Below are 18,133 nucleotides of genomic sequence, written 5' to 3'. Positions count from 1 at the left end.
CCCCGTGACTAGTCAGCCTCGCCGACGATCAGCTTGTAATCCATGCGGCTGAGATAATCCTGTTCATTTTCGAGGTCGGCCCGTGTCAAAGGGTGCTGATCGAGCCAGCCCGTGGGGAACCGTACTTCCAGCCTGCGCTTCCCGGGCTTCAGCCTGAAGGGGGGCGGTGGCTCCTGGTTGTGGGCGTGCTGCAACAGCACGCCCAGGCGCAGGAGAATGCTGAGGCGACGCAGGCGCTCTTCGTCTTCGTCTTCAATCGCGTGAAAAATATTGTTGCTGAACTTGCGGCGGTGTCCGCGTACCAAGGTCGCGAGGGTGGTCTGGGCATCCCGCGAAAACCCGGGCAGGTCCGAGTAACGTATAAGATAGGCGCCATGCTTGTGGTACTGGGTGTGGCTGATTGTCAGGCCAACCTCATGTATCCGGCAGGCCCAGCGCAGCAGGTCGGCGAACTCAGGGCCGTCGAGTCCCCAGGCGATAGCGACCTGGCTGTAAGCAGCCATTGCGGTTTCTTCAACCGCAGCGGCATGGGCCGCGTCGACGTGGTAGCGGGTCTGCAGGGCCTGGATAGTGCGTTCGCGTACATCTTCATGGCGCCTGCGCCCGACAGTATCGTAAAGAAGCCCTTCACGCAGGGCGCCGTCTGCGAAAGACAGTCGCTCGATTCCAAGCGATTCGAACGCCGCCAGCAGAATCGCGAAGCCGGCCGGGAAAATGGATTGCCGGTCTTCACGTACGCCGATGGTCTCCAGGCGATCGACCCGGCCGAGCTCCAGCATGCGCTCACGCACGAGTTTCAGGTCGTCCAGGCTAATACCGCCGTTCGAGCTGGTGCGCAGGGTTTCTTCCACGACCGAAACCACAGCCTTGATCGAGCCGGAGGTACCCACACAACTGTCCCAGCCGAGCTGGCGGAAGCGATAGCGGATGTTGAGCAGCTCCTGTGCGGCATGGGTGACCGCGCGGTCCATCTGCCGGGCGGTGATTTCGCCATCAGGGAAGTAGCGGTTGCGGAAGGACACGCAGCCCATGTGCAGGCTTTCCATCTCCTGCGGCTCGAAGCGCTCGCCGATTATGAACTCTGTGCTGCCGCCACCGATGTCGATCACCAGCCTGCGGCCCACGTCGTCAGCCAGCGTATGCGAAGCGCCCAGGTAAATCAGGCGGGCTTCTTCACGGCCGGCGATGATTTCGACCGGTACCCCGAGCACTTCTTCTGCCCGGTGAATGAACTGTCGGGCATTGCGCGCCGCACGCAGCGCATTGGTGCCCACAGCCTGTACCGTGCCACGGTCCATTCCGCGGATGCGCTGGGCAAAACGGCCAAGACACTCCAACCCTCGGAGCTGGGCTTCCTCAGACAGGTTGTTACGACTGTCGAGACCAGCCGCCAGCTGTACTTTTTCGCCCATTTTTTCAAGGGTACGGATTTCGCCCTGGACCAGCCGGGCCACAACCATATGGAAGCTGTTGGAGCCAAGATCGATGGCGGCGATAAGCTCTGAGGGGCTATTCACTGATTGATGTGCTGCCACGTATCTTGAAATCCTCTCGATGGGACCTATATGCTTACCAGCAGATAGATCGTCGGACCGGCAGAAATTCTATTGTCCCGCCGGCCAAGGTGGAAACCGTGGGGCTGACCGTTGCACTGGTGCAACTATACGCGATGGTCAGCGCCAGTGTCAGCACCGGCGAACCGCTGCGGTTCATTAGTTGCAGGCGATTCATTGCAGCAATGATGATAAAGAGCCTCAAAGCATTGCCATGCGCCTCAGAGGGTCGTTACAGCTCCTGAGCGCAGTTCTGATCGCCTTTTGCGGTCCCGATTACACAGGGCATGCACTCCGGCATGCTCCCAGTCCTATGAATGCGGGAAAAAGTTAATGAGCGCAAATATTGTACAGGTCAGTGATGCGACCTTTGAGCAGGAAGTTCTTCAGGCAGATACTCCGGTACTGGTCGATTATTGGGCAGAATGGTGCGGCCCGTGCAAGATGATTGCCCCTGTTCTTGAAGAGATCGCTGATGAATACGAGGGCAAGCTGAAGATCTGTAAGCTTAATATCGACGAGAACGAGCAGACGCCGCCGAAGTTCAATATCCGCGGCATTCCGACACTGATGCTGTTCAAGAACGGCAATGTCGATGCGACCAAGGTCGGCGCGCTGTCGAAATCCCAGCTTACAGCCTTCCTTGACAGCAATCTCTGACACCCCTCCGGGTCGGGTCTGCAAGTTAGCAGGGACCCGACCCCATATTGTTTTTCACGGGTCGTTCCAGCCTCGTGCCCGCTTTACCTGATCTCCCGCGACCGGTTCCTCCAGCGCATGCCGCACTGATATTGGCAGGCGGCGGCTCAACGCGCATGGGCGGCGGCGACAAGGGGTTGCTGAACTACCGGAACGAACCCTTTGTCGTGCATCTGCAGCGGCTCCTGATCCGTGTCGGTCCTGTCGCGCTGGTGACTCAGCAAGGCCAGCACGCCTATCAGCAGGCGTTGGCGTCTGTCGATCTCAGTTTCGTACATGACCGTTGGCCTGACCGAGGGCCGCTAGCCGGCCTTGCGGCGGGTCTGGCGTGGGCCAGGGGGCAGGGCTGTGCGGGCGCTTTTGTTGCGCCCTGTGATTCACCCTGCCTGGGGGAGCGCTGGCTTCAGCGGCTCCGGAGCCATGTTGAGGATGCGCCCGAACGCGTTCACATTTGTACTGTTGAGGGGCGGCTGCAACCTCTGCATGGCTGGTATCCGGTGGCACTGGAGCCGGCTCTGACTGAAGCCCTTGCCAAGGGTGAGAGGCGGGCTGGTGTATGGGTTGAGTCGCAGAAGCCGATGGTGTTGGACTGTACTGACCTTGCCGCCCAGTTTGCTAACGTCAATACACCTGCAGATCACACCCGCCTGGCGCCATAAACGGCTTTGCACGTCATAAGCAAAAGGTCAGGCGTCCCAGCGGCGGGCGCGGGCAATGTCCTGCTGCTTCTGCACAACCCAGCGCGAATCGTGCGCTGTCCATTCTTTCTTCCAGAACGGCGCCTCGGTTTTCAGGTGATCCATAAGGTACTCGCAGGCCGAAAAGGCATCGCTTCGGTGTTCGCTGCCGGTGCCGACGAATACGATGCGCTCACCTACCGCCAGTGCACCGACGCGGTGAATCACGCTGATCGCGGTGATGCCCCAGCGCTGGGCTGCTTTCTGGCATAGGGCTTCGATGGCCCGTTCGGTCATGCCCGGATAGTGTTCGACTTTCAGACCCCGCACGCCGGCCTGATCTCCGGTCACCCTGACCAGTCCTGTGAACGTGCAGACCGCGCCAACATTGGCTGTGCTTCGTTCCAGGATTGCCGTTTCCGCAGCGGGGTCAAATGGCTCTGGTCCGACTTTGACTCTGATTACCGGCGACATCCTAGCCTCCTGTTACCGGAGGAAAAAAGGCAACCTCGTCGCCATCATTTACCGGCTGGTCGGGCTTTGCCATAACCTGGTTAACCGCTGCAAGGATCCGGCCGCTGTTCAACGCAGCGCGCCACTGATCACCGCGCGTACAAAGTCGCGCCTGAAGTTGTTCGACGGTTTCGGTACCACCGCAATCGGGCAGATCCAACTGGTCAATGTCGAGCGCCTCACGCAGGCTGGCAAAGAATTTTATGGTAATCATGGGGTGCCTCAGCCAGCGGATCAGGAAAGTAGCTCGTCGAATGAGTAGTAGGGCACGGACTCGCCGAGTTTCAGGGTGCGTCCCTCCTGTATGACTGCCAGCCCAGAGGCCCAGGCCGCTGAGCTGAGCATGCCGGAGCTCTGGTTCGGATGGGCCTCAAGGTAGGCCTGGCCTTCGGCGTCCTGCTGGCAGAGCACGCGCATGAATTCCCGCCGGTTTCCGGCCAGCGGTACACTGAAATGAGCCGGTAAAGGAACGGGGTGGGGCGTTAGCGCGCCTTTCATGCCCTGCATCTTCAATAGAAAAGGACGCGCCAGCATAAGGAAGGTTACCAGCACAGCAGCAGGGTTGCCGGGCAGCCCGAGCACCGGCGTGCGTTCGATGTGGCCAAAAGCCAGCGGTTTGCCCGGTTTTATTGCCAGCCGCCAGAGCTCAAGTTGACCCAGGGACTCTATCGCCTCGCGAACATGGTCTTCTTCGCCAACGGATACACCCCCGGTGGTGATAATGACATCCGCGCGCTTCGCGGCTTGTCGCAGTGCTTCGCGCGTGGCCTCTGCGGTATCGGCTACGTCGCCACAGTCGACGACGTCGAGCTGCAAACCATCCAACAGCCCCAGTAGGCTGAAGCGGTTGGTATTGTAGATCTGCCCCGGCGCAAGCGACTGCCCGGGCGGGATCAGCTCGTTGCCGGTAGTCAAAATTGCTACCCTGAGTTTGCGATGGACTGCCAGCTCAGCCATTCCTATGCTGGCGAGAAGGCCAAGCTCCTGTGGGCGGAGCCGTGTGCCGGCGTCTAGGGCATGTCCACCCGCAGGCAGATCCTGCCCCCGCGGGCGGATGTTCTGCCCGGCCGTCGGTGCCTGCAGTAGAGTCACGTTTTCACCTGCAAGCTTGGTCTGTTCCTGCATCACTACGGCGTCGGCACCGGCAGGAATTGCCGCGCCGGTGAAAATGCGGGATGCGGAGCCCGGTAGATGGGCCCGCGGAGAGTCCCCTGCGGCTATACGCTGGCGCACTGGCAAAGACCCTTTGCCCAGGTCGGCAATGGCAACTGCGTAGCCATCTACTGCGCTGTTATCGTGCGGCGGCACGGCCCAGCGGCTGCGGCATTCCTGCGCCAGAACACGCTTGAGCGCCTGGCGCAACGGCACGATTTCTGCCTCGGGTGGCGCGGGCGCAGCTGCAAGCAGTCGGGCGAGGGCGTCCTCAAGCGGAAGAAGGTCACTCGCCGTCGGCATGTCCATGCCCTCGATCAGTAAGGGGCGGGTCGAGCGGCAGCTGGATGTCGATCGGTGTCAAATCACGGTCGGGTTTGCGCCGGGCCAACTGGCTGAAATTGCACGGTCGGTGACGATTATCCAGCTGATGTAGCAATATCCCTTCCCAGCCGGTCCGGCAGGCCCCTGTTGAACCGGGAAGGGAGAATATCAGCGTATGATTGGCGAGTCCGGCCCGGGCCCGGCTCTGTATCGTCGAAGAGCCAATCTCGGCGGCAGACAGCCTGCGGAACTCCTCCCCAAATCCGTCCACCTGTTTGTCGAACAGCGGAACCAGTGCTTCGGGCGTGCTGTCGCGTTCGTGAAAACCTGTGCCCCCGGTTATCAGAACGACGTTTATTTCGGGATCGGCAATCCAGCGGCTGACGAGTGCCCGCATGAGGTAAACATCGTCAGGAATAAGATGGCGGGCAGACACGCCGTGACCAGCCGCCAGCGCCTGATCTACCAGATACTGGCCAGAGCTGTCGTTAGCATGGGTGCGGCTGTCGGACACTGTGAGTACCGCCAGGTTCAGGCCTTGGAACTCGGCCATCGGGCCTCCTTTAGCTGTTATCGCTGATGGCAGCAGTGGGTAAAGGCGCGATGAAGTTTGAGTTGTGATGCGCCTCGGGTTTAGCAGAAAAACTCCCTGTAGTGGCGTCTTTCTGTGGTCCGGACCAGCTTCAGTGCTTGCGTTCCGCCCGGCTGAAGCTATATGTTATCAGAATGTTGCCTGGTAGGCCGCGCATTCCCCCTCGACCAGAGTGCACCCAGCGTTCTGGGCGAGCGGAGCAGGACCAGGCAACGGCGTACTTACGACCCTGTTTTGGATGATCCCCGGTACGGGTTCTGGAGGCGGATTTTCCGTGGCTGGTAATCAGGCAGATTATTGCTATAATGCCGCCAAGCTTAAACGCTTCCTCTGAATGCTGCGCAGCGCCCGCTTCGCGGACTCAGCTCTACTCAGGCGTGTCAATTGCGCGAATAGTTTCGCTCTGACTACCCTGTCCGGGTCTGTCGCAAGAGCATAACCAGCTTCTTTGTTGCCATTTGCTATAGATGACCTTGGCTTACGGTGCGTTTCGATTTCCCTTGACTGAATCCGCATCCCTTACTTTCACGTTCACATTAACCCCGTGACAACCCTTTCCAGGCTATTTCCCATACGCTTATGAATCTGACCGAACTGAAGCAGAAACCCGTTACTGAACTGCTGGATATCGCCCAGCAGATGGGGCTTGAAAACCTTGCGCGCTCGCGTAAACAAGACGTTATTTTCAGTATTCTGAAAAAACACGCGAAGAGTGGCGAGGATATCTACGGCGATGGTGTCCTGGAGATTCTCCAGGATGGTTTCGGGTTCCTGCGGTCATCTGACGCATCTTATCTGGCGGGGCCTGACGACATCTACGTTTCGCCGAGCCAGATCCGGCGCTTCAACCTGCGTACAGGCGACACGGTGGCTGGTAAGATCCGGCCCCCGAAAGAGGGCGAGCGTTACTTTGCGCTGCTGAAGGTCAACGAGATCAACTTCGACAAGCCGGACAGCGCCCGCAACAAAATTCTGTTTGAAAACCTTACGCCCCTGTTTCCGAACGAGCGATTGCGCCTCGAGGCGGGCAACGGTAGTACCGAAGACCTGTCTTCCCGGGTACTGGATCTGGTCTGCCCAATCGGCAAGGGTCAGCGCGGGCTGATCGTATCGCCACCCAAGGCCGGTAAGACACTGCTCATGCAGACCGTCGCGCAGTCCATCACGCGCCAGAATCCTGAGTGCCATCTGATGGTCCTGCTGATCGACGAGCGGCCGGAAGAAGTCACTGAGATGCAGCGTACTGTACGCGGCGAAGTGGTGGCCTCGACCTTCGATGAGCCGCCCGCCCGGCACGTCCAGGTTGCTGAAATGGTCATCGAAAAAGCCAAGCGCCTGGTTGAGCACAAGAAGGATGTCATCATCCTGCTAGACTCTATTACCCGTCTGGCGCGCGCCTATAACACTGTTATCCCGTCTTCCGGCAAGGTGCTCACGGGTGGTGTAGACGCCCACGCATTGGAAAAACCCAAGCGTTTCTTCGGCGCCGCGCGCAATGTTGAGGAAGGGGGCAGTCTGACTATCCTTGCGACCGCTCTGGTGGACACCGGCTCGAAGATGGATGAAGTAATTTACGAAGAATTCAAGGGCACCGGCAACATGGAAGTGCACCTGGACCGTAAAGCCGCTGAGCGTCGCGTCTATCCCGCCATCAATATTCGTCGTTCCGGTACGCGTCGTGAAGACCTGCTGATGACCGAGGAAGAAATGCAAAGGGTCTGGATCCTGCGCAAGCTGCTCCATTCGATGGACGACGATGTGGCGAGCATTGAGTTTCTGCTCGACAAGCTGCGTGATACCAAGACCAATGACGAGTTCTTCCTGTCCATGAAGAAGCGCTAACAGGTTGGCGGTTTCCCCGCTTGCATGAATACCGGGCCTCCAGGCCCGGTATTGCGTTGTGGGGCCGGTGTTTTACCGGACTGACCAGCCCTGCTGGCCGCCAATAGATAAGGTGCCAATCACTTCTCGCTGAAAGGGGCGGAAATGCAATACAAGGATCTACGCGACTTCATTGCTCAACTCGAAAAGGTGGGCGAGCTCAAGCGCATCTCCATGGAAGTGGACCCCTACCTCGAAATGACCGAAATCTGTGACCGCACCTTGCGACAGGCCGGCCCGGCCCTGCTGTTTGAGAATCCCAAAGGCTACGATGTTCCCGTATTGGCCAACCTGTTCGGAACGCCCAGGCGGGTTGCCATGGGCATGGGCCGGGACAACGTGGAGAGCCTGCGCGAAATCGGCAAATTGCTGGCTTTTCTGAAGGAGCCTGACCCGCCCAAGGGCTTCCGCGATGCCTTCGAGAAACTCCCCATCTTCCGGCAGGTGATGAAGATGGGGCCGAAGGTCCTGCGTTCGGCGCCGTGTCAGGCTGTTGTGCTTGAGAAAGATGAAGTGGACCTGTACCGCTTGCCCATCCAGACGTGCTGGCCCGGCGACGCGGGTCCATTAGTCACCTGGCCGCTAGTGATCACCCGGGGACCTGAGAAAGAGCGACAGAATCTGGGCATCTACCGGCAGCAGTTAATCGGTCGCAACCGCCTGATTATGCGCTGGCTGTCCCATCGCGGGGGAGCGCTGGATTTCCAGGAGTGGCAGCGACGGCATCCGGGTAAACCGTTCCCTGTAGCTGTTGCGCTGGGGGCTGATCCTGCGACCATTCTCGGGGCGGTAACACCGGTACCGGATTCTCTGTCGGAATATGCGTTTAGCGGTCTTCTACGGGGCTCGCGAACTGAGCTGGTCAAGGCTCAGCTCAGTGATCTCCAACTCCCTGCCAGCGCAGAATTTGTCCTCGAGGGGTTCATTTACCCGGATGACATGGCGCCGGAGGGCCCGTACGGCGACCACACCGGTTATTACAACGAGGTCGAACAGTTCCCGGTGTTTACGGTCGAGCGTGTGACCCATCGCGAGAACCCCATTTACCACAGCACCTACACCGGCCGGCCACCGGATGAACCCGCCATTCTCGGTGTGGCATTGAATGAGGTTTTTATCCCGATTCTGCAGAAGCAGTTCCCGGAGATCGTGGATTTCTACCTGCCGCCCGAGGGTTGCTCTTATCGCCTGGCGATCGTGACGATGCGCAAGCAGTATCCCGGGCACGCCAAACGGGTGATGATGGGCGTATGGTCATTTCTGCGGCAGTTCATGTACACCAAATTTGTTATTGTGACGGACGACGACGTCAATGCCCGGGATTGGAAGGATGTCATCTGGGCCATGACGACGAGGATGGACCCTCAGCGAGATACGGTCATGGTAGAGAACACACCCATAGACTACCTGGACTTTGCGTCGCCGGTTGCCGGGCTGGGCTCTAAGATGGGTCTCGATGCGACCAATAAATGGCCCGGGGAGACCAGCCGGGAGTGGGGGACACCGATTGCGATGAGTGACGAGGTAAAAGCCCGGGTGGATGAGATCTGGTCCCGCCTGGGCATCGACAATTGAGCGGGGACAGGCCGGACCGGTTTCAGGTCACACTGGTTCCGTCAGGGATCGGCTTTGAAGCTCGTTCGGGCGAGGCGCTGGCTGTGGCCGCGACAAGAGCGGGCATTAGTATCCGTGTGGCCTGCCGCAATGGAGTCTGTGAAATCTGTGGTGGTATTCTGAGGGCCGGCCGGGCTTTTGACAGCCGCCGTGACGAGCCGCTGGAAGTCGGAGCAACGGTCCTGCTATGCCGGGCCGAAGCACAAGGAGATCTGGTGATTGAAGCTGAGGGTGTCATGGGCGCGGGCGAGCATGCCGTCGAGACAGTGACCGCGGATGTTGTGGACCTGGCGCCGCTCAACCACGACATATTTCGCGTTGAGTTACGTCTGCCGCCAGGCCGGCATATACCTTTTCATGCCGGGCAGTATCTGGCTATAACCCTCCCCGATGAGGAACCCGCCTGGTTTTCCATCGCCAGCGCGCCCGGGCAAAATCGACTGGAGCTGCATATTCAGGCGGGCAGCGATTGGGTTACTGCTCAAGGCATCATTGCCTATCTGCGCCAGAAGCGTCGGGTGCCCCTGCAGCTACCGTTCGGTAAAGCCTGCCTGGCGCAATACCCGGATCGCGAATTGGTGCTGGTTGCCGCCGGCACGGGCTTCGCGCAGATGAAGAGTATTCTGGACTATATCGCCGAAAGGGCAGAAGGAGGCGGGGCAGCACCACTGCCCATCACGCTGTACTGGGGCGTCCGGCAACAGGAAGATCTTTACCTGCCCGAGTTGCCCAGCAAGTGGCTGGCTTCAATGCCCGATTTCCGGTTCATTTCTGTTGTCGGTAATGACGAGGACAGTGAGTGGCAAGGCCACCATGATCAGCTTGCCGAGTCGGTAGTGGCCGGACGTCATGACTGGCAGCGCGTGCTGGTCATTGCCAGCGGCTCGCCGGTTATGGTTTACACGTTGATGGATGCCCTGGTGGCAGAAGGCCTGCCGCAAGAGGCCTTCCTTTCCGATGTGCTGGAGTACGCCCCGCGCTAGCGGGGCGGCGGCCAGTCTCAGAGTGATGCGGCTTTAAGCGAAGCACCGCTTAGGGGAGCATACCTTGTCACAGCGTACTCCTTACCGTGCAGAACCCCTTATCGTGGAGCACTTCTTACGTGGAGTACTCTTTACATGGCGTACTCTTTTTATAGAGTAAACCCTTACGCCGATTGCTCGGTACGCCTTATCGGGCGTTGGCCGATGCTGCTCTCTCCGCTGCCCGGTTCTTGCCCAGCACGCTAGGGTGGGGCATGGGCAATTCGGGCAGACCCGCGTCCTGCAGCAGCCCCTGCTTGAGCAAGCGAATGCTCTGCTCCTGATCGCCGAGGTGCGCATTCAGACGGCAGAGTTCGCCAAGGGTTTCGGGCTTGCGCTGCAAGCGCAGGCTGGTCTCGAAGTATTCACGGGCTTTTCCCCAGAGTTCGTTCCGGAGGCTGATACGCCCCAGAGCCAGCAGCAGTTCGGGGTTATTCGGGCGCTTCTTGAGCCAGTTTTCCGCTGTTAACAACTGTTCGGCCACCGAATTTCCTTTAATACGCCCATAGAGATTGATCAGTTGGTCGCTCCAGTGGTTTCGCAGCACTTTTCTCAGTAGCGTCTCAGCCCGCTCGTCAAAATTCAGCTCAGCCAGGTGCCGGGCATAGGCGTGGATAACAGAGCTGTCTTTTCGCATGGTCGTCGGTAACTCATCCCAGACCCGGTCGATCGACGCGGTAGAGCGCTCGTCCCCGGGTTGGCGACGGACTTGCTCCGCCGCGCCGTCCAGCAGGTTGAGCCAGACCTGCCGTTCCAGGGGTTGGGTGTCATCTGCGGTAGCGATGCCCTGTTTACGCATCTCGGGCAGCAGGATACTGAGCTCGCGCCAGTCTTCCAGTTGCGTGTAAACCACTTTGAGCTGTTTGAGCACGAAAGGGTGATGCGGGGCTTTTTTCCGCAGGCGTAGCAGCGTCGCCAGCGCCTGTTCCAGCTGACCCGAAGCCAGCTGTAATTTTGCCTGGCTCAGGCCCACCGCCATTTCTGCGCCGTCAGCGCTTTCGAATGCTTTCCGTAAGAGTTTCTCCGCGTCCTGATCCTTGCCCTGGCCGTGGGCTGCTTCCGCGGCGGCCAGATAATTGATCAGGGGAGTGTCTGCATGCGGTGCTGCGGAAGTCAGAAGCTTCTGAGCACGCGGCCAGTTGCCTTCCGCCAGTTCCAGTAGCCCTCGTGTCGTCATATCGCGAGACCGCCGCTGGCGGGAGCGACGAAACCAGCGCGAGACATTTCCTGCCGGATGGCTGACCTTGCGGCCAAGGTTTAACAGAACGTGGACAACAAAAACGGACGCCAGGAAGAGGACCAGGGCAACCCAGAAGTTAGTCTCCAGCAAATAGTGTCCCAGGCTCACCCGCACATAGCCCGTGTCGTAGTTTATGGCGGCGCTGAGCAATGCGCCTGCCATGAGCGCCAGTAGCAGGATTATGAGTACGCGCTTCATGATCCGGACCCGCTAGCCTGGCCACCGTCGGCCGGTCTTTCGTTCTGATCTGTGCCCTGATTAGTATCAGTACCCTGATCAGTGCTCTGGCCCTCCCTCAGGCCCTGAGGCTGACCGGCACGATCGCCATTGCTCTGGTCGCTGCCGCCGGTCGCGGTATCACTTTTGCTATTGGCGTTGTCACCGGCTTGCTGATTGTCCTGAAGACGTCCGGCGATGCGTGCTTTGAGCAGGTTGAGCGAATCGCTGATATCAGGAAGATCCGGTCTGATGTCCCGCTTGGCCAGGTTTGAGAGCGTCTGCGCGAGAGCTGCGACCTGGTTGCTGGACTCGTCATACCATTGTTCCAGCCATTTTTGCGCTTTCTCGAGAGTGCGCCGGTAAAGCACGGGGTTCGCCCGTAGCAGCGCCATCTCTGCCTCTTCGAGCATCAGCCGCAGATTGAGGTTTGCATAGGCACTTTGCTCAGGTGAGAGCGGCGCATCGACGGGCTCATCCATGCGACGGATAACAACGACTTCAGACAGCGTCTGTTTTGTCGCTTCCCAGGCCCTGGCCAGGTAATCCGAAGTATTATCAGCGCTGGCTGTGGCTGACTCATCCTTGCCATCCTGCGTCTGGGGTAGTGCTGAGGTATTGGCCAGGCTGGCCGTGTTGAGTTGTTCTACCTGTTCAATAGCCGCCTCCAGCTGCAAGTAGAGACCGACCCGGTCGACGTCTTCCACCGCTCGCAGGGCCTGGATTTCGCGGGCCAGTTCCTGCCGGACCGGGTAGGTGCTCATGTCTTCGGTTTCCGCGAGCACGGCGTCGGCGTTCTCCAGCAGCGCCAAAGCGCCGTCGATGTCCCGCTCCATACGCAGCCGCTGGTTGCCGATCCGCAAGAGGTATTCCGCTTCAGCCAGAAGCCAGTCATTACGGGTTCGGTTACCCATCTGTAGCAGGGAACGCGCGGCCTGATCTATCTGTCTCTCAAGCTTGCGCTGTTGTTCGGCCTGCTCGCGCTGACTGGCCTGCAGTTGCTCTATGCGCCCGCTCAGCTCCGAACCTGCGTTCTGTCTCTGACCCCTGATCTCTTCAACCGACTGCCCGATCTCGCTGACCTGCTGCTCCAGAGACTGTCTCTGTTGCCACAGCCAGCCGGTAGCGAGAGCCATTGCAATAAGCCCCAGCAGGAGAACGACGATAGCCAGCCAAAGCGTACGCTGGCGCGGCGCTTTTTGCGGTCGCGTCGCCGGGCCAGGACGTGGTGGTGGAGTGGGCGGCGTGGTCGATTCCGGCTGAGTAGTTTTTTCGTCGCTCACGGGCGTCCTTTTGATCGGTCAGGTTTAGGTTTGCGGGCCGTCCGGCCCGGATTACTCGTTACCCACGGCTACTTCATTCGGGTAAATATCCGTTTCACACAATATCCTTGGGTCGAGGCCGCTTGGCAAGCGGACCGGGCTCTGTCCCGGCAGAAAAGACGTCGGCCAGGGCCTGCTCAAGCCCGGAAAAACTGAGATCCGAGGCAATAGCGACGCGGGTGAAACCTGCGGATCTGGCCTGCTCGGCCACCCGTGCCGTGGGCACAAGGAGCCCGCGAAGCCGTAACCGGTTGTCTACATTCTGTCCCAGGCTCAGCAGGTTGTTCAACGTCTCTCCCGAGAGGACCACGAGGGCCTGGGGATCAAAATCCACCAGTGCCTCAACAAGACGTTCTTCCGCGTAGTCGGGTTTAAGGCGGCGATAGAGGGCCAGTTTGCTGACCAGCCCACCACGCTGAGTCAACTCTTCGGCCAAGAGGTTGCGACCACCTTCTCCTCCGACTATGGCTAGTTTCTGATTGTCCAGCCGGGCCAATTCCGGCAGTTGTAACAAACTTTCGCTGTCGTGGCCCTGCTCGGCGCGCAGACAGGATATATCGGCCTGTTCAAGCAGCCCTGCCGTGCCCGAACCTACGGCGTACCATGCCTGGCCGGTCGGCCGCTGTGGCCACCACTGATCCAGGTAGTCGAGGAGAAAGCCGGCGGCTATGGGGCTGACTACGATCACGTGGCGGAATTGATCAAAGTTCATAACCGCCGTACGCAGGGCGCCGGTTTCTGGTACCGGAGCAATTGCTAACATAGGCAGCGCGCGCGCATCTGCACCACTTCGCTGCAATTCCCGGCACAATTCTGATGCCCTGGGCTCGGGGCGGCACACCAGGATACGGCGGCCGGACAAAACGTTCCTAGCGAACGTCATGGCCGTAGATTTCAGCCAGAATGTCACCGGCGCCCTGGGCCAGAAGATCTTCGGCCAGTCTTATGCCCAACTTTTCACCTTCAGCCCGGGGCGCCCGGCCCTCGCTATGATAGAGCTTTGTGCCATCCGGCGCGCCCACTCTGCCGCGAAGATACACAGTATCACCCTCGAGGACGGCGTAGGCCGCGATCGGAACCTGGCAGCCGCCCTGTAGGCGGCGGTTGAGTGCACGCTCCGCACGGACGCGGTCGGCACTGGGTGCGTGGTTCAGTGGGGCCAGCAATTCCGCCAGTTCAGTATCGTCACTGCGACACTCGATGCCGAGTGCGCCCTGCCCCACAGCGGGGAGGCACAACTGGTCGGGTAGTTCGTACCGGATCCGGCTATCAAAGCCGAGCCGGCGCAGGCCAGAGGTGGCGAGGATGATTGCGTCGTACTCGCGGGCGTCGAGTTTCGATAGGCGGGTATTGACGTTGCCCCGTAGCGTGCGGATATCCAGGTCGGGCCGGTACGCCTTGAGCTGGCATTGCCGGCGCATGCTGGCGCTGCCTATGACGGCGCCCTGAGGAAGGTCGTCGACGCTTGCATAATCGTTACTGACGAAAGCATCGGTCGGGTCGGCTCGCTCGCAAATCGCACTCAGGCCCAGGCCGTCGGGCAACTCCATGGGGACATCTTTCATCGAATGAACCGCGAGGTCGGCCCGGCCATCAAGCAGGGCGTCCTCCAGCTCTTTCACAAAGAGCGCTTTGCCGCCGATTTTGGCGAGGGGCACATCGAGGATCTTGTCACCCCGGGTCGAGAGTCCCAGCAACTGCACGTGCAGCCCGGTATGGAGCCGCTCCAGTTCCGACTTGATATATTCGGCCTGCCACAGGGCAAGGGCGCTTTTGCGGGTGGCAATGCGAAGGGTGGATCGGGCCATGGTGCCTCAGCGTCGAGTGAAATGTATCAAAGAGGCATACGATAACTTTTTCTGGCGGTGATGTCTTGGCACCGGCCGGCTAGCGGCAAGGCCAGCGCCGACATGCAGGCTGACTATTGCTGTTCAAGCCAGGTTTTAAGGCTGGCGGCATGGCGGCGGCTGACATTGAGTCGACGTGGCGTTGTGTGGAGCTGGACAAAGTAATGGCCGCTGTTGTCGCGGACCAGGGCCTTGATGTACCTCTGGCCGACAAGTGTATTGCGGTGAATGCGAAGCAGGCTGTCGGGGTAGGCGGCTTCAAGCTCCTTCAAGGTCAGGTCGGTAAGTGTTTCACCACCCTGGTGTACCAGAGTGACGTACTTCTGGTCCGCTTCGCAGAAAAATACCTGGCGCATGTCTATCAGTTCGGTACCGCGATGGGTTTTAACCGCCAGCGTGATGTCGGTTGCCGGTTGTGCCAGGGCTGCCCTCTGGACCCGATTTACCTTGCCAGTGCGTGCGAGGGCTTCCGCCAGGGCTTCCTGACGGACGGGCTTCAGTAGATAGTCGGCGGCCGAGTGCCGGAAAGCTTCCAGTGCATACTCGTCGTAGGCGGTGCAGAAGATGATAGCCGGCGGCTCGCTGAGATTGGCCAGGGCTGCGGCAGCGGTCAGCCCATCACTGCCGGGCATGCGGATATCGAGCAGAACGATGTCCGGCGGCGTTTGGGCCACAGTATTCAGCAGTGCATCCCCGTCCTCGGCAGTAGCGACGACCACGTACCCGGGAACGGCTTCGACGAGCCGCTGCAAGCGCCTGCGTGCGAGCGGCTCATCGTCGGCAATTATGACTTTGGTTACCATTGTGCTGTGCCTTTTTGCGGGCTCTTGCGGAGCGACCGGTTGTCGCGCCACGGCAGTCGCAGCGTAACTGTGTACCAGCCGTCGTGGCGGCTCGCTTTGAGTACGGCCTGATCGTCAAACAGCATCTCCAGCCGCGCGCGTATATTGGCCAAGGCCATGCGGTTGCCTTCGTGCTGCCGGCCCTGCTCAGGCGGCAGCGGGTTGCGTATCAGGATATAAACCCAGGGTCCCCGCCGTTCGGTTTCCACCTGGACCAGGCCTCCCTCGGGCCTGGGCTGAATACCATGGTAGATGGCGTTTTCCAAAAGCGGCTGCAGGGTAAGCGGCGGCAGGGCCTGGTGACTGGCGTCGGGGTCAAGTTTCCACTCCTGCTGCAAGCGGTGCTCAAGGCGCAGGCTCTCGATGGCAAGATAGCGCTGGCACAGGGCCAGTTCGTCTTGCAGGCCGGTCCACTGCTGATCCGTGCGTAGGCTCGCCCGGAAAAGCTCAGACAGATCCAGGACGGCATTTTCAGCCCGCCGGGGGTCAGAATCGATCAACGCAGCAATAGAGTTCATGCTGTTAAAGAGAAAATGGGGGTGGATGCGAGCCTGCAGGGCACCGAGCCGTGACTGCAGCTCAGCCTGTTTCTGGAAGCGCCAGAGGTGTTGGAGATAGAAGTAGCGCAGTACCAGCAGTGTAATCAAACCGGCGATGATGAGGTTACGGCTCAGTTGGCGCCAGTCAAATCCGGGTGCCCTGCCATACAGCAGCTGCTCCGCTGCCAGCGTGAAGAAGGCGACGTCTGCCAGCACGATCACCAGCACTGCCATGGTTGTGCCAGCGATACCCAGCTTGTTCAAACGGTTGCGCATCAGACAGACGAGCGCGGAACTGCTTAGCACGGTCCACTGGCCAAACAGGGAAACCAGACCCAGGTAGTCCCAGTCGAGCCAACCCTCGGTTCCCCGCACCAGGGCGAACAGAATAGCGACCAGCTCAGTGGTGACCAGCACAAGAAACACGGCCCGGACCCGGCAGAGGTCGGGGATAAAAGTCTCAGTTTCCCGTTCGCTTGCCGACATCGGCATGCTCCTGTTTGGGCCGTGATTGAGGTATTCGAACCCGGCAAGCACCGGAGTCGCCGCAGGCCGTGCCATCCTTTATACTCAGCGCCAGCAAAGTAACCGGCCAGCAGGATAAAGATAGACCATGAGCGACGACCAGACCGCAAACAAGACCCGCGCCGAAAAACCCTGGGGGGGCCGTTTTACCGAGCCCACCGACGCGTTTGTCGAGCGCTTCACCGCATCGGTCTCTTTCGATAAGCGGCTTTATCACCACGACATCACCGGCTCGATTGCGCACGCTACCATGCTGGCAAAAGTGGGCGTACTGACCGATTCCGAGCGCGACCAGATTATCGCCGGGTTGGGTGAGGTCAAGGAAGAGATTGAGTCCGGGCGCTTTGAATGGTCTGTCACGCTTGAAGATGTTCACATGAACATCGAGGCTGCGCTGACTGACCGGATCGGCAGCACGGGGAAAAAGCTGCACACGGGGCGCTCCCGTAACGACCAGGTGGCGACCGATATCCGGCTTTACCTGCGCGACGAGATCGATGTTATCGCGGCGGAACTGACCCGGCTGCAGGCGGGGCTCATCGCACTGGCCGAGCGAGAGGCAGACACAATCATGCCCGGGTTCACCCATCTGCAAACCGCTCAGCCAGTCACCTTCGGTCACCACATGCTGGCCTGGTACGAGATGCTGGAGCGCGATTACGGCCGGTTGCTGGACTGCCGCAAGCGCGTCAACGTCATGCCGCTCGGGGCCGCCGCACTGGCTGGTACGACCTATCCCATCGATCGGGCATTTACAGCGGAACTGCTGGGCTTTGACCGCGCCAGCGGCAACTCCCTCGACTCCGTCAGCGATCGCGACTTTGCCATTGAGTTTTGCGCCTTTGCGGCGATGCTGGTGACCCACCTGTCCCGTTTCAGCGAAGAACTGGTGCTCTGGACCTCAGCACAGTTCAATTTCATTGATCTGCCGGATCGCTTCTGCACGGGCTCGTCGATTATGCCCCAGAAGAAGAATCCCGATGTGCCCGAGCTGGTGCGCGGCAAGACCGGCCGGGTGAATGGCCACCTGATCGCGCTACTGACCCTGATGAAAGGACAGCCGCTGGCGTACAACAAGGACAACCAGGAAGACAAGGAACCGCTGTTTGACGCGGTCGATACGGTCAAGGGCTGCCTCAAAGCCTATGGCGACATGATTCCGGCCCTGCAGGTCAACCGCGAAGAAACCCGTCTGGCGGCGCGGCGCGGATTCTCCACCGCGACCGACCTGGCCGACTATCTGGTCAAGAAAGGCATGCCATTCCGTGACGCGCACGAAGTTGTCGGTAAAGCCGTCGGTTTTGGGGTGCGGGAAAAGCGTGACCTGGCGGACCTGACTCTGGCCGAGCTCAAGCAGTTCTCCGACACCATTGGCGAGGATGTGTTTGATATCCTGACACTGGAAGGCTCGGTTTCGGCCCGGGATCACCTGGGCGGGACAGCACCGGCCCAGGTCCGCGCCGCGGTTGGTCGTGCACGGGCTTCGCTCGAAGCGCGGGACGCCGGGTAGAAGCTACGGCTGGTGCCACTCATCCTGGTACCCGCTACAGGTGACCATGTGGAGCTGTTGTTCCC

At 59.9% G+C, this 18,133-nt stretch carries 17 protein-coding genes; 6 read left to right on the top strand and 11 right to left on the bottom strand.

The window, feature by feature from the left end; all coding sequences use genetic code 11:
* Positions 1 to 8: 8 nt before the first annotated feature.
* Positions 9 to 1,517, bottom strand: coding sequence for an exopolyphosphatase (ppx, locus tag soil367_RS16265; protein ID WP_246065385.1), 1,509 nt, complete (start codon positions 1,515 to 1,517; stop codon positions 9 to 11).
* 369 nt (positions 1,518 to 1,886) lie between these two features.
* On the opposite strand from ppx, the gene trxA reads away from it, so the two are divergent.
* Together trxA and mobA are read left to right on the top strand one after the other, a co-directional pair.
* On the top strand, positions 1,887 to 2,213 hold the full coding sequence (gene trxA, locus soil367_RS16260) for a thioredoxin TrxA (RefSeq protein WP_136550088.1): 327 nt from the start codon (positions 1,887 to 1,889) through the stop codon (positions 2,211 to 2,213).
* A gap of 74 nt (positions 2,214 to 2,287) precedes the next feature.
* Positions 2,288 to 2,911 carry a molybdenum cofactor guanylyltransferase gene (mobA, locus tag soil367_RS16255; protein WP_136550087.1) on the top strand — a complete coding sequence of 208 codons (624 nt, stop codon included), beginning with the start codon at positions 2,288 to 2,290 and terminating at the stop codon, positions 2,909 to 2,911.
* Between the two features lie 27 nt (positions 2,912 to 2,938).
* On the opposite strand, the gene soil367_RS16250 is transcribed toward mobA, so the two are convergent.
* The 4 genes from soil367_RS16250 to moaB are packed head-to-tail and all read right to left on the bottom strand — an operon-like array spanning position 2,939 to position 5,471.
* Positions 2,939 to 3,403 carry a molybdenum cofactor biosynthesis protein MoaE gene (locus tag soil367_RS16250; protein WP_136550086.1) on the bottom strand — a complete coding sequence of 155 codons (465 nt, stop codon included), beginning with the start codon at positions 3,401 to 3,403 and terminating at the stop codon, positions 2,939 to 2,941.
* 1 nt (position 3,404) lies between these two features.
* Positions 3,405 to 3,656, bottom strand: coding sequence for a molybdopterin synthase sulfur carrier subunit (gene moaD, locus soil367_RS16245; protein WP_136550085.1), 252 nt, complete (start codon positions 3,654 to 3,656; stop codon positions 3,405 to 3,407).
* Positions 3,657 to 3,676: 20 nt separating this feature from the next.
* Positions 3,677 to 4,903 (bottom strand): molybdopterin molybdotransferase MoeA, encoded by a 1,227-nt coding sequence (locus tag soil367_RS16240; RefSeq protein WP_246065384.1) that lies wholly within the window; start codon positions 4,901 to 4,903, stop codon positions 3,677 to 3,679.
* Complete coding sequence (gene moaB, locus soil367_RS16235) at positions 4,881 to 5,471, bottom strand: molybdenum cofactor biosynthesis protein B (protein WP_136550084.1); 591 nt, start codon at positions 5,469 to 5,471, stop codon at positions 4,881 to 4,883. Before moaB ends, soil367_RS16240 begins: the two co-directional genes overlap by 23 nt.
* Positions 5,472 to 6,089: 618 nt before the next feature.
* Between moaB and rho the strand changes: the two genes are divergently transcribed.
* The 3 genes from rho (at position 6,090) to soil367_RS16220 (ending at position 9,988) form a co-directional block, all read left to right on the top strand.
* Positions 6,090 to 7,352: a transcription termination factor Rho gene (gene rho, locus soil367_RS16230; RefSeq protein WP_136550083.1), complete on the top strand. Its 1,263-nt coding sequence runs from the start codon at positions 6,090 to 6,092 to the stop codon at positions 7,350 to 7,352.
* Between the two features lie 144 nt (positions 7,353 to 7,496).
* Positions 7,497 to 8,966: a 4-hydroxy-3-polyprenylbenzoate decarboxylase gene (gene ubiD, locus soil367_RS16225; RefSeq protein ID WP_136550082.1), complete on the top strand. Its 1,470-nt coding sequence runs from the start codon at positions 7,497 to 7,499 to the stop codon at positions 8,964 to 8,966.
* Positions 8,963 to 9,988, top strand: a complete 1,026-nt coding sequence (locus tag soil367_RS16220) for a 2Fe-2S iron-sulfur cluster-binding protein (RefSeq protein ID WP_136550081.1) — start codon at positions 8,963 to 8,965, stop codon at positions 9,986 to 9,988. Before ubiD ends, soil367_RS16220 begins: the two co-directional genes overlap by 4 nt.
* A 187-nt stretch (positions 9,989 to 10,175) precedes the next feature.
* Here the strand turns inward: soil367_RS16220 and soil367_RS16215 are convergent, their stop codons facing one another.
* The 6 genes from soil367_RS16215 to soil367_RS16190 all read right to left on the bottom strand — a co-directional run bounded on the left by soil367_RS16215 (position 10,176) and on the right by soil367_RS16190 (position 16,519).
* Positions 10,176 to 11,465 carry a heme biosynthesis HemY N-terminal domain-containing protein gene (locus soil367_RS16215; protein ID WP_136550080.1) on the bottom strand — a complete coding sequence of 430 codons (1,290 nt, stop codon included), beginning with the start codon at positions 11,463 to 11,465 and terminating at the stop codon, positions 10,176 to 10,178.
* On the bottom strand, positions 11,462 to 12,766 hold the full coding sequence (locus tag soil367_RS16210) for a uroporphyrinogen-III C-methyltransferase (protein WP_246065380.1): 1,305 nt from the start codon (positions 12,764 to 12,766) through the stop codon (positions 11,462 to 11,464). Before soil367_RS16210 ends, soil367_RS16215 begins: the two co-directional genes overlap by 4 nt.
* A 94-nt stretch (positions 12,767 to 12,860) precedes the next feature.
* Positions 12,861 to 13,688 (bottom strand): uroporphyrinogen-III synthase, encoded by an 828-nt coding sequence (locus soil367_RS16205; protein ID WP_136550079.1) that lies wholly within the window; start codon positions 13,686 to 13,688, stop codon positions 12,861 to 12,863.
* A complete protein-coding gene (gene hemC, locus soil367_RS16200; RefSeq protein WP_136550078.1) occupies positions 13,675 to 14,613 on the bottom strand; it encodes a hydroxymethylbilane synthase in 939 nt (312 codons plus the stop codon). The genes soil367_RS16205 and hemC overlap by 14 nt, the downstream gene beginning before the upstream one ends.
* A 113-nt stretch (positions 14,614 to 14,726) precedes the next feature.
* Positions 14,727 to 15,455: a LytR/AlgR family response regulator transcription factor gene (locus tag soil367_RS16195; protein WP_136550077.1), complete on the bottom strand. Its 729-nt coding sequence runs from the start codon at positions 15,453 to 15,455 to the stop codon at positions 14,727 to 14,729.
* Positions 15,449 to 16,519, bottom strand: a complete 1,071-nt coding sequence (locus soil367_RS16190) for a sensor histidine kinase (RefSeq protein WP_136550076.1) — start codon at positions 16,517 to 16,519, stop codon at positions 15,449 to 15,451. The genes soil367_RS16195 and soil367_RS16190 overlap by 7 nt, the downstream gene beginning before the upstream one ends.
* Before the next feature lie 127 nt (positions 16,520 to 16,646).
* Here soil367_RS16190 and argH point away from each other — a divergent pair, with 127 nt between their 5' ends.
* Complete coding sequence (argH, locus tag soil367_RS16185) at positions 16,647 to 18,068, top strand: argininosuccinate lyase (RefSeq protein WP_136550075.1); 1,422 nt, start codon at positions 16,647 to 16,649, stop codon at positions 18,066 to 18,068.
* Positions 18,069 to 18,133 lie beyond the last annotated feature (65 nt).

Origin of the sequence: Hydrocarboniclastica marina (genome assembly GCF_004851605.1) — a bacterium.
Lineage (GTDB): Bacteria > Pseudomonadota > Gammaproteobacteria > Pseudomonadales > Oleiphilaceae > Hydrocarboniclastica > Hydrocarboniclastica marina.
Note: the sequence above shows the minus strand (reverse complement) of the source record. Positions and strands in the feature narration are given on the sequence as shown.

Excerpts from the sequence above, each read along its gene's own strand:
- soil367_RS16240 (WP_246065384.1), bottom strand. The coding sequence starts at position 4,903 with ATGGACATGCCGACGGCGAGTGACCTTCTTCCGCTTGAGGACGCCCTC.
- soil367_RS16215 (WP_136550080.1), bottom strand. The coding sequence starts at position 11,465 with ATGAAGCGCGTACTCATAATCCTGCTACTGGCGCTCATGGCAGGCGCA.
- ubiD (WP_136550082.1), top strand. The coding sequence starts at position 7,497 with ATGCAATACAAGGATCTACGCGACTTCATTGCTCAACTCGAAAAGGTG.
- moaB (WP_136550084.1), bottom strand. The coding sequence starts at position 5,471 with ATGGCCGAGTTCCAAGGCCTGAACCTGGCGGTACTCACAGTGTCCGAC.
- soil367_RS16190 (WP_136550076.1), bottom strand. The coding sequence starts at position 16,519 with ATGTCGGCAAGCGAACGGGAAACTGAGACTTTTATCCCCGACCTCTGC.
- soil367_RS16250 (WP_136550086.1), bottom strand. The coding sequence starts at position 3,403 with ATGTCGCCGGTAATCAGAGTCAAAGTCGGACCAGAGCCATTTGACCCC.
- rho (WP_136550083.1), top strand. The coding sequence starts at position 6,090 with ATGAATCTGACCGAACTGAAGCAGAAACCCGTTACTGAACTGCTGGAT.
- moaD (WP_136550085.1), bottom strand. The coding sequence starts at position 3,656 with ATGATTACCATAAAATTCTTTGCCAGCCTGCGTGAGGCGCTCGACATT.
- argH (WP_136550075.1), top strand. The coding sequence starts at position 16,647 with ATGAGCGACGACCAGACCGCAAACAAGACCCGCGCCGAAAAACCCTGG.
- soil367_RS16205 (WP_136550079.1), bottom strand. The coding sequence starts at position 13,688 with ATGACGTTCGCTAGGAACGTTTTGTCCGGCCGCCGTATCCTGGTGTGC.
- soil367_RS16195 (WP_136550077.1), bottom strand. The coding sequence starts at position 15,455 with ATGGTAACCAAAGTCATAATTGCCGACGATGAGCCGCTCGCACGCAGG.
- trxA (WP_136550088.1), top strand. The coding sequence starts at position 1,887 with ATGAGCGCAAATATTGTACAGGTCAGTGATGCGACCTTTGAGCAGGAA.
- hemC (WP_136550078.1), bottom strand. The coding sequence starts at position 14,613 with ATGGCCCGATCCACCCTTCGCATTGCCACCCGCAAAAGCGCCCTTGCC.